This window comes from Sulfitobacter sp. TMED3 (genome assembly GCF_002167505.1).
Classification (GTDB): Bacteria; Pseudomonadota; Alphaproteobacteria; order Rhodobacterales; family Rhodobacteraceae; genus Sulfitobacter; species Sulfitobacter pontiacus.
Map to the genome: position 1 here is coordinate 66,029 of NZ_NHBI01000022.1, position 11,234 is coordinate 77,262.

An 11,234-nucleotide genomic window follows, 5' to 3' on the forward strand; every position below is an offset into this window, starting at 1 on the left:
AACCGCACCACNAAGGGAGGAAAATAATGTCATTTGCCGGTGTAGAAGACCGTAACGCGATCGAAGCAGAAATGCCGTGGGCAGACCGCGACGTGCCCAAAACACTTTGGAGCATGTTGAGCGAAACCGCCGGAAAGTTTCCAAGCCACGACGCAATCAGCTACCAGATTTTCTCTGGGCCGAAAGATCACGCGGANACCCTAAGCTGGTCGCAGCTGCGGGGNCAGGTGGGNCGTGCGGCCAATCTGTTCCGGTCGCTGGGTGTGGGGCCGACCGATGTGGTCGCCTATGTCCTGCCAAACTGTAACGAGACGGTCATCACGCTTCTGGGCGGTGCGGTCGCAGGGATCGCGAACCCCATCAACCCGCTNCTCGAGGCAGAGCAGATCGGATCGATCCTGCGTGAAACCAATGCCAAGGTCGTTGTGACCCTGCGGCCTTTCCCAAAGACGGATGTGGCCGAGAAAACCGCCGAGGCGGTCAAGCTGGCACCGAATGTCACGACCGTGCTCGAAGTGGACCTGTGCCGCTATCTGACCGCGCCAAAGTCGTGGATCGTGCCGCTGATCCGTCCAAAGTTGAAGGTCACCAATCAGGCGACCTACAAGAATTTCAATTCCGAAATCGCCAAGCAACCGGCCGAGCTGACATTCGACGATCCGCAAGAGGATCGCGTCGCCTTCTACTTCCACACCGGCGGGACAACGGGCATGCCGAAAGTGGCGCAGCACAAGTATTCCGGCATGGTCTATAACGGCTGGCTTGGGCACACGCTGCTGTATACGGAAAACGACAACATCATGTGTCCGCTGCCGTTGTTCCACGTNTTCGCCTGCCNCGTGATCCTTATGGCNGCGGTGAAATCCGGTGCGCATGTGGTCTTCCCGACGCCTCAGGGCTATCGCGGGGACGGGGTGTTCGACAANTTCTGGAAACTGGTCGAGCGCTGGAAAATCACTTTCATCATCACTGTCCCTACGGCGATTTCCGCCAAGATGCAGCGCCCGATCAACGCTGATATCTCGACCGTGAAAACCGCCTTCTCNGGCTCGGCACCCTTGCCGCTGGAACTGTTCCGCCGCTTTGAAAAGGCCACCGGCATCACGCTGATCGAAGGCTACGGCCTGACAGAGGCGACCTGCCTTGTGTCGTCGAACCCGACGGACGGCGTGCGCAAAGTGGGCAGTATCGGCATCACCTTCCCCTATACGGATGTGAAGATNGTCAAAAGCACCAGCGACGGGCTGGTCGAGGCAGAGGTCGACGAGATCGGCGAAATCTGTATCTCGAACCCCGGCGTCTATGCGGGCAACACCTATACCGAAGCCGATAAGAACAAGGATCTCTACTATCAGGGCACGCACCTGCGGACAGGGGATCTGGGCCGTATCGACAGCGACAAATACCTCTGGATCACGGGCCGCGCNAAAGACCTGATCATCCGTGGCGGTCACAACATCGACCCCGCCGAGATCGAAGAGGCGCTTCTGGGTCACGAGGCGGTCGCCTTTGCCGGTGCCATCGGTCAGCCCGATGCCCACGCGGGCGAGGTGCCTTGCGCCTTTGTCGAACTGGTCGCAGGTGCGTCGATCACCGAAGCNGAACTGCTGGAGTTCTGCAAAGAGCACGTGCAGGAACGCGCGGCGCAGCCCAAGCATATGACCATCATGAGCGAGCTGCCCAAAACCGCCGTCGGTAANATCTTCAAGCCCGACCTGCGCAAAAACGCGATCACGCGCGTCTATGACGAGACGTTGGAAGCCGCCGGTCTGCCCGCGCGTGTNGCCTCTGTCACCGATGACAAGAAACGCGGTCTGGTTGCGCAAATCGCCATGAACGGCGCAAGCGAGGCTGATGTCGGCGCGTCGCTGGACGTCTTTACCTTCGGTTGGGAGGCCGCGTGATCCAACCCGACTACCGCGTTCTACTGGATGAGGAAATCTGGGCCTATATGGACCGCTCGGACAGTTTCTATCCACCGGACGCGGTGTCACTCACCATCGANCAGCAGCGCGCTGTCTATAACCGGATGTGCGCTGCTTTTCACCAACCCTACCCTGATGGGGTCCGCACATGGGACGTGGCCTTCGGCGGCGTCCCATGTCGCGTTTACGAGGNCGANACATCCGNNATCACGGTCGTCTACTATCACGGCGGCGGGTTTNTTGTTGGCGGGCTCGACAGTCANGATGATGTCTGCGCCGANATTTGCGCCGCGACCGGCTACCGTGTGATCTCTGTCGACTACGCGCTCGCCCCCGAGGCCGTCTTTCCCGCTTGCTTCAACGACGCATGGGCCGCGTTTCAGGCGATTGCAGCTGCATATGACGGCGGGATTGTATTGGCGGGGGACAGTGCGGGCGGCAATCTTGCTGCTGCCGTTGNCCATACCGCGCGAGCATCTNNTNANGGGCGCATAGCNGGTCAGGTNCTNATCTATCCCGGACTGGGCGGGGATCGCAGCAAGGGCAGCTATATCACCCACGCCAACGCGCCGCAGCTGACGGTTGCGGATATGGAGTTTTACCAGCAGGTGCGATCCGGTGGGGCACCGCCTGTGGACGATCCACGCTACGCCCCGCTGCACGATACCGACTTTACNNACCTGCCGCCNACGGTGATCCTCACGGTCGCCTGTGACCCGCTGTCGAGCGATGGGGAAGCCTATGCCGCCGCGATCAACGGGGCNGGCGGGCAGGCCCATTGGCACGAGGCCGCGGGCCTTGTCCACGGCTGTCTGCGCGCGCGGGTGATGTCACGCAAGGCGGCGGCGTTCTTTGANCAGGTGACAGCGGCGATCGGNGCTGTCGGGGCAGGGNANTGGCCTGCGATCAGCACTGCCTAAGAATCCAGCACGGGCTAAGAAACGGCATCATTTCANGAAAGACTGNGCCTTCATNGTATCNGCNACNGGCGCACCCAGACGGCCAAGGATCGTCGGCGCGAGCTGCAGCTGGTCGATCACCGTATCTTCGGACGGCCCTTCGGCATCGCCAAAGTAATACAGCGCGGTTTCCTGCTGNAANGCACTGCGTCCGCCGTGNTGNCCGCGTTCGTCCTGCCCGTGATCNGCTGTGACGATCACCTCATACCCCANGGCGCGCCATTTCGGGATGAAGGGGGCCAGCATCTCGTCCATGACGGCGCAGGCGTGGTCCATTTCCTGACAGTCGTGGAANAANCGATGCCCCATGCTGTCNAGCGTGCAGGTGTGCANCATCCCGTAGTTCAGCCCGAACCGCAGCGCCAGATTGGTGAGAGAGCCAAACAGATCCACATCCGAAGGGGTCATCTGGTTCACCAGCCCGTAGCCGGTCATCGTGTGAAACCGCCCGTGGTTGATCGTGTCGCTNTCGGGTTCNTCNTATTCCACNTCGCGCACATAGTCGAAGGGGTGGCGGTTGAAGAATTGCGACCAGAAAGAATGGGCCACGGCCCCTGTNACGCCGCCCGCCGCACGGGTCTGGGCGAAGACATCCTTGTGCTTTANCCGGAACACATTGCCGTTGCCGGTACAGCCATGTTCAGCCGGTGCCACACCCGTGTGTATCGAGGCATAGCAGGAGGCAGAGATCGACGGCAGCACCGCACGCTGNGTCCAGACCCGCGCCTCGCCACTNTCGACCCAGCCTTCCAGATTGCCGAACAGCCGACGGAAATTGCGGTAGGGCACACCGTCGAGGATGATCAAAAGCAGCTTGTTCTTCATGTCGATACCTCTTCGGCGGGCCACAGNNCTTGTATTTGTCCGATACAANCCGCNNCGTTGCCCACAGGCNTAATTGCCAGCACTTTCCATTTTGCGATGTGCGATGGTTTCTTCCAGCCAGCCGATCTTCATCTCGGGGACAGAGCTCAGCAGCAGGTCGGTATAATCGTCAAAGGGCGGTGACAGNACCTGACTTTTGGTGCCATACCGCACNACTTCGCCCTGATACATCACAGCGATACTGTCNGCGATGGCTTTTACCGTCGCCAGATCGTGGGTGATGAACAGATAGGCGACATCCTCGATCTTTTGCAGGTTCAACAGCAGCTTGAGGATGCCATCTGCCACCAGCGGGTCAAGCGCGCTTGTCACCTCGTCGCAGATGATCAGCTTGGGCTTGGCGGCCAGCGCACGGGCGATGCAGACACGTTGTTTCTGCCCGCCCGACAGCTCTGCNGGATAGCGGTCCTGAAACCCGTCGCCCAATTCGATCTCGTCCAGCAGTTCCTGAATGCGCTTCTGCTTTGCCTTGCCTTTCAGCCCGAAATAAAACTCGAGCGGGCGNCCGATGATGGTGCCCACGGTCTGGCGCGGGTTCATCGCGGTATCGGCCATCTGGTAGATCATCTGCATCTCGCGCAGGTCTTCGATGGGGCGTTGCGCCAGGGCGGGGGCAAGCTCGCGCCCGTCAAAGGTGATCGTCCCGTCGCTTGGGGGCAGCAGGCCNGTGATCACGCGGGCCAGCGTGGATTTGCCCGAGCCGGATTCCCCCACGACAGCCAATGTCTGGCCCGGGTGAATATCGACGTTGATCTTCTTGAGNACGTCAAAATCCGTGCCGGCATAGCGGGCGGTGACGTTTTCGACCCGTAGAACAGGGGTATCNGTCGGCGTNTTTTCCTCGTGGCGGATCGACCGGACNGAAACCAGCGCNTTGGTGTAGTCTTCCTTGGGNGCGTTGATGATCTGNTCAACGGTGCCGTATTCGACCATATCCCCTTGTTGCAGCACCATAATATGATCGCTGACCTGNGCCACAACCGCGAGGTCATGGGTGATATAGAGCGCGGCAACGCCGGTGGCGGCGATGGCTTCTTTGATGGCGGCCAGCACGTCGATCTGCGTGGTCACATCCAGTGCCGTGGTGGGTTCGTCAAAGACCACCAGATCGGGCTGCGGACACAGTGCCAGCGCGGTCATGCAGCGCTGCAACTGCCCGCCAGACACCTGGTGCGGGTAGCGGTTACCGATGGTTTCAGGGTCCGGCAGACCAAGCTTGCGGAACAGNTCAACCGCGCGTTCCTCGGCCTCGGCCTTGGTAAACTTTTTCTGATAGATCGCGGCTTCGGTCACCTGATCCATGATCTTTTTCGCGGGGTTGAAAGACGCCGCCGCGGATTGCGAGACATAGGTCACCTCGGCGCCGCGCAGGCGGCGCACGGCGCGCAGACGCTCCTTGAGGATGTCGCGCCCGTTGACCCAAACCTCGCCGCCGGTGATCTCTACCCCGCCGCGGCCATAGGCCATCGCGGCCAGCCCGATGGTGGATTTGCCCGCGCCGGATTCCCCGATCAGCCCCAGCACCTTGCCGGGTTGCAGATCAAAGTCGACACCGTGCACGATTTTGATATCAATCGGCTTTTCGCCGGGCGGATAGGCGGTCGCGCCGATTTTCAGGCCGCGTACCTTGAGAAGTGGCTCGGTCATCCGCGGCCCCCTTTCAGCGATGTGGTGCGGTTCAAAATCCAGTCCGCAACAAGGTTGATAGAGATGCAAAGCGTGGCGATGGCATAGGCCGGATAGAGCGCCGCCTGAATACCATAGTTGATGCCTTCCTTATTCTCTTTCACGATACCGCCCCAGTCAGCTTGAGGCGGCTGTACGCCCAGACCCAGAAACGACAGCGTCGACACAAAGAGCACCGCAAAGATAAACCGCAAACCCATCTCGGCAATCAGCGGCGACAGCGCGTTCGGCAGGGTTTCACGGAAAATGATCCAGCCGATCTTCTCGCCGCGCAGGCGGGCGGCCTCGACATAGTCCATCACGGTGATGTCCACGGCCACGGCGCGCGCCAGACGGTAGACACGGGTGCTGTCCAGCAGACCCATCAGGATAATCAGGATCGGCACGGTGGTCGGCATCACCGACAGCACGACAAGCGCAAAGATCAGCGACGGGATCGACATGATCAGATCGACAAAGCGCGAAATGGCTTGGTCCACCCAACCGCCGGAGACGGCTGCGAAGAAGCCCAGAATGGACCCCAGCGTAAAGCTGAGGATGGTGGCTGCAGTGGCGATAAAGATCGTGGTGCGCCCACCGTAGATCATACGCGACAGCAGATCACGCCCGATGCTGTCGGTACCCAGCAGGAACTCCGACGACGAAGGCTCCCACACGTCGCCGACGATTTCAGCCATGCCATAGGGGGCGAGCCAAGGGGCAAAGACGGCCATGATGAAATAGACGCTGGTAAAGAACAGGCCGATCATGGCGGAGATTGGAATGTTTTTCATGGGTTCGCTCCCAAACAAATGAATGGGTCAACGTCAGGTGGCGATACGGGCCTGCGGCAGGGGGTCGCGTTGATGCGAAGCTGAACTGCGGCCCCGTGCGTCGCGCATTGCCTCGGGGGGAGATGCGCGGCGCTCATTTGGGATGCCTCAGGCGCGGGTTGGCAAGGATCGACACGATGTCGGCCACAAGGTTCAACCCGATATAAACGGCGGCAAAGATCAGACCGCAGGCTTGCACCACGGGCACGTCGCGCTTGCTGACGTGATCGACCAGATATTGCCCCATGCCGGGATAGGCAAAGACGACCTCTACCACCACGACGCCGACGACCAGATAGGCGAGGTTCAGCATCACCACATTGACGATCGGGGCGATGGCGTTGGGGAAGGCGTGCTTGCGGATAATCTTCAGCATGCCCAAGCCTTTAAGCTCGGCTGTTTCGATATAGGCCGATTGCATCACGTTCAGGATCGCGGCGCGGGTCATGCGCATCATATGCGCCAATACGACCAGCGTCAGCACCATCACCGGAATGGCAATCGCGTTCAGCTTGGCCCCGAGGCTCATGCTGTCGTTGATGATCGCCACCGACGGAAACAGCCGCCATTTGATCGCCACCCAATAGATCAGCACATAGCCGATCATGAATTCCGGGATGGAAATCGTGGTCAGCGTGACGGCCGAAATCAGCTTGTCGGGCCAGCGGTCTTTGTAGCGCACGGCCAGCAGGCCCAGAAAGATCGCCAGCGGCACAGAGATTGCAGCTGCCCAGAAGGCGAGGAAAAGCGTGTTCTTCAGACGCCCGCCAAGGCTTTCTGCGATGTCGCGGCCATTGGTCAGCGCGGTGCCCAAGTCTCCTTGAAGCACGCCGCCCAGCCAGGCGAAATAGCGGGTCATGGCGGGATCGTTCATGCCTAGCTCTCGGCGCAGGTTCGCAAGCGCTTCGGGCGTGGCGGATTGACCTAGGATGGATTGTGCCACGTCGCCGGGCAAAATCGAGGTGCCTACGAAGATCAGGATCGACGCGGCAAAAAGGAGAAGAAGGCCCAACGCTAAGCGTTGGGCGATCAGTTTGACGATGGGATGCATAAGCTGGGTTTACCTTATGCGTCTTTGACCCAGCATTTGATCCCGGCTTTGTTGTTGGACAGTTCCGCGTTGGGATCTTCGACCCAGCCGCCGACATTGTTGGCAACACCATCCACAAAGTCGTTGAACATCGGCAGGATCAACCCGCCTTCGTCGCGGATCATCTGACCCATCTTGGAGTAGGTCTCTTTGCGCTTGGCCTCGTCCAGTTCGGCGCGGGCCGACAGCAGCATCTCGTCGAACTCGGGGCGTTTCCAGCGGGTGTCGTTCCAGTCCGCGGTCGACAGATAGGCGGTCGAATACATCTGGTCCTGTACCGGACGGCCACCCCAGTAAGAGGCGCAGAACGGCTGTTTGTTCCAGACCTCGGACCAGTAGCCATCGTTCGGCTCGCGTTTGATCTCAAGCGGGATACCGGCGGCTTTGGCGGATTCCTGGAACAGGGATGCCGCATCGACCGCACCGGGGAAGGCACCGTCTGCAACGCGCAGGATGATCGGGCTGCCATCGTGACCGGAGGCGGCGTAATGCTCTTTCGCCTTCTCGATGGAATGTTCACGCTGCGGGATCGATTCATCGAACAGCGGATAAGAGGCGTTGATCGGCATATCGTTCCCGATGGTGCCGTAGCCGCGCAGGATCTTGTCGACCATTTCCTCGCGGTTGATCGCATATTTCAGCGCCAGACGCAGGTCGTTGTTGTCGAACGGTGCGGTGTCGACATGGGCGATAAACACATAGTGGCCCCGACCGGCAACGGATTTCACCGTCAGGTTGGGCGCGCGGTCCAGCAGGGCGGCAACCTTGGGATCAACGCGGTTGATCATGTTGACCTGACCCGACTGCAGCGCCGCCGTCCGTGCGGTGGCATCGTTCAGCACCAGCACTTCGTTATAATCGGTGTGGCCGCGGTTGTCGGCGTCCCAGTAGTTTTCGTTGCGCTTGAAGCCGTGGCGCACGCCGGGCTCGTCAACTTCCAGCGTGTAAGGGCCGGTGCCGATGCCCGCGCCGGGGTTGTCCATGCCGCCATCGGGCTGGATCATCAGGTGGTAGTCGGCCAGCAGGTAGGGAAGGTCAGCGTTGCCGACGCCCAGTTCAACGATGAAGTTGTCGCCATCGACCTTCATGTTCTCGATACCGCGCATGATGCCCAAGGCACCGGATTGGCTGTTTTCATCCGAATGGCGCTGCATGGTTTTCAGCACGTCTTCGGGTGTCATTTCCTTGCCGTTGTGGAACTGGATGCCCTTGCGGATCTTGAACGCCCAGGTTTTCGCATCGGCCGAGGCCTCGTAGCTTTCGGCCATGCGGTTTTCGATTTCCCCGTTGGGATCGACCTCTACAAGGCTTTCGTACAGGTGGCGCAGGTTGTTCAGCGGCACTTCGGAGGCGGTCAGCGCAGGATCAAGCGTGTTGGTGGATTCACCGCCCGACGACCCGATTTTCAGTGTGCCACCGCGAATCGGTGCTTCGTGGGCTGCGGCCTGCGCGTGGTTCGCCAGCATCGAGTTGGCGACGGCGGCCGTTACGCCCAAAGCAGCGGCACGCCCGACGAATTCGCGGCGTGTCATAGTGCCCTTGGCCACTTGGCCGGTCATATGTTTCAGTTGATCATCCATGATGAGAACTCCCTGTTTTAGGTGATACTTCTGCGCATTGGTGCGCAGGTTTTTTTATTGACTGGTGGCACAACGTTAAGCATTTCGGCCCGTGTCGCAAGTGGTAATACCGGCGGCCATGTGACGAGTTTGTTACATAAAGTGTCGCTTAATGTCTTCCGTCACGTCGCGTTCATAGATCAATTTGTCGTTTTCGTACGCTTCAAGACGGGCCGTCAGATGAAAATGGGTCGCGTCCGACCACATCTGCGACCGGGTTTCTGTGCGCAGGATGATGTCGTCCCGCTCCAGCTCTTCGGTCCAGTGACAGGTGCCTTTTGCGGACAGCGGATCGTCGGGGTGAATGCGCCACACCTCCCGCGCGACAGAGCCCGCGATCAGCCCGTGATCGGCATCGCGCAGCTTGCCGAAGTCATCCTCGATGATCAGAGAGACGATGCCGGTGACGCGGTCGATCTCTTGGCGGCGAATGTGGTTTTCGGGGCGCAGGGTCTCTGTCTCCCACGGGGCGGCAGAGGTGGGCGGGGCAAAGCTGTATTCGTCCCCGCCGCTGGTCGGGCGTTGCGGCAGGTCGATCTGGCCGGACGACAGCGTGACCTCTGCCGCTTCGGGCGCAGGCCAGAGCAGGGGCCAATAGGCGGTAGAGATCGACACCCGCAGCCGGTGCCCCTTGGGGATGCGATAGGCGATGTGGTCAAGGTCCAGCGTGATGTCGGTCATGGCACCGGGCGCCATCGCCTGCGGATTTTCGGCGCTGTCGCGATGGGACAGGTTCAGCACGCCGTAGGTAATCCGGGCCGAGGCCCCATCAGGGTGGATATGGTTCAACCGCACCGCGATCTGGCCCTGTGGTTTGTCGCAGGCCAGACGCAGACGCAGACGTGGCGCGCCAAGGATATCCATCTGCTGCGTCAAGGGGCCACTGTCAAAACAGACCGATAGCGCATCGTCCTGCCTCTGGTCGCCGGGCATTTCGGGGCCAAGCCAGATCGCACAATATTCCCCGCCATCCGCGCCGCAATGCGCGGGGGAGGCGACGCTGCGGTCCAGCGGGGCCGCGGTGTCTTGCAGGCCCTCATCCGTCAGATGCAACGTCTTGACGGGCAGATGCGATGTCGCGCCTGTGGGTTCGGTGATCCAGCGGCCGGGGCGTTCATGNGTCCACGTGGCNGGGCGCATGCCGTCCATCAGATANGCNCGATAATCGGGNTCGNCNTCGACGCCCGTGTCGATCCCCTTGAGCCACCNATCCCACCAGCGCAGCGCCTCTTGCAGAAAGCCGATACGGGGTTCNGGGATGGCGAAATGCGGGTATTTATGCACCCANGGNCCAACGATCCCCTTNGCACCGGGCAAGGCTTCAACCAACTGCGGGACCGCGTTCTTGTAGGAATCGCCCCAGCCGCCAATCGCCAGCACTTTGGCCTTGAGCGCGCTATACTCCTCGATCACCGACCCTTGCTTCCAATAGGCGTCGCGTGATTGGTGGCGCAGCCAAAGCGCGGGNAGAAACGGTTCTGCCTCTAGCCGCTCCAGCCACATTTCGCGCCAGTCNGGGCGCAAGGCGGGATCGGGCGCGCGGCTGGAATAGGCCCACATCGTCGCCCCCCAGCCAAGGTTCTCGTTCAACAGGCACCCGCCCTTNTAGTGGATGTCATCGGCAAAGCGGTCGACGGTGGAACATAGCGTTATCACCGCCTTAAGCGGCTCTGGCGCATGGGCNGCGACCTGCAGCCCGTTAAANCCGCCCCAGCTGATGCCCATCATGCCCACCGTCCCNCTGCACCANGGTTGCGCGGCAAGCCAGTTGATCACCTCTATNCAGTCGGCCTGTTCNTGNGGNGTGTATTCATCCTCCATCACGCCATAGCTNTCGCCATTGCCNCGCATATCGACCCGCACGCAGGCATATCCGCGTTCGGCAAACCAAGGGTGGGTCAGCGCATCCCGTGCGGTGGTGCCGTCNCGTTTGCGGTAGGGNAGGTATTCCAGAATCACGGGCACNGGNGCGGTATCGGAATTTTCAGGCCGCCAGACTCGAGCGGAAAGCCGGCATCCATCCGAGAGGGTGATGCCCATGTCGGGGTCTTCGATCAGTGATAGCGGGGTGTTCTGGGCGGTATCCATGCCGCAAAGGTCAGGGGGGAGCCCAGTATTGTCAACCGTTTGCACGGGCTTGCGGTGTGGCACCCATGGGGATTTTTCCTGAGTGAAATGAGGTGGTTAATTATCTGGCAACGTTAACTATTATTAACGCTTTCCCGCANTAGTNGAAACTGTGGCCGTGTTGCACTGTT

7 protein-coding genes and 1 pseudogene are annotated in these 11,234 nt (G+C 60.5%); 2 read left to right on the top strand and 6 right to left on the bottom strand.

Going from position 1 to position 11,234, the window contains the following annotated elements; genetic code table 11:
• Window positions 1–26 precede the first annotated feature (26 nt).
• Window positions 27–1,904 (top strand): acyl-CoA synthetase, encoded by a 1,878-nt coding sequence (locus tag CBB63_RS06420; protein WP_286698547.1) that lies wholly within the window; start codon window positions 27–29, stop codon window positions 1,902–1,904.
• A gap of 47 nt (window positions 1,905–1,951) precedes the next feature.
• Entirely contained in the window at window positions 1,952–2,845 is an 894-nt protein-coding gene (locus CBB63_RS06425; RefSeq protein ID WP_502695876.1) for an alpha/beta hydrolase, read from the top strand.
• A 27-nt stretch (window positions 2,846–2,872) separates the two neighbouring features.
• Here the strand turns inward: CBB63_RS06425 and CBB63_RS06430 are convergent, their stop codons facing one another.
• The 6 genes and pseudogenes from CBB63_RS06430 to CBB63_RS06455 form a co-directional block, all read right to left on the bottom strand.
• Window positions 2,873–3,709: an alkaline phosphatase family protein gene (locus tag CBB63_RS06430; RefSeq protein ID WP_286698635.1), complete on the bottom strand. Its 837-nt coding sequence runs from the start codon at window positions 3,707–3,709 to the stop codon at window positions 2,873–2,875.
• 72 nt (window positions 3,710–3,781) lie between these two features.
• Window positions 3,782–5,416: pseudogene (locus CBB63_RS06435) on the bottom strand (ABC transporter ATP-binding protein); the annotation flags it as partial.
• Entirely contained in the window at window positions 5,413–6,228 is an 816-nt protein-coding gene (locus CBB63_RS06440) for an ABC transporter permease (RefSeq protein ID WP_009826461.1), read from the bottom strand. The gene CBB63_RS06440 and the pseudogene CBB63_RS06435, both read right to left, overlap by 4 nt.
• A gap of 133 nt (window positions 6,229–6,361) precedes the next feature.
• A complete protein-coding gene (locus CBB63_RS06445) occupies window positions 6,362–7,318 on the bottom strand; it encodes an ABC transporter permease (protein WP_005852247.1) in 957 nt (318 codons plus the stop codon).
• 14 nt (window positions 7,319–7,332) lie between these two features.
• Entirely contained in the window at window positions 7,333–8,937 is a 1,605-nt protein-coding gene (locus CBB63_RS06450) for an ABC transporter substrate-binding protein (protein ID WP_005852249.1), read from the bottom strand.
• Between the two features lie 132 nt (window positions 8,938–9,069).
• Window positions 9,070–11,064 carry a CocE/NonD family hydrolase gene (locus tag CBB63_RS06455; RefSeq protein WP_286698549.1) on the bottom strand — a complete coding sequence of 665 codons (1,995 nt, stop codon included), beginning with the start codon at window positions 11,062–11,064 and terminating at the stop codon, window positions 9,070–9,072.
• Window positions 11,065–11,234 lie beyond the last annotated feature (170 nt).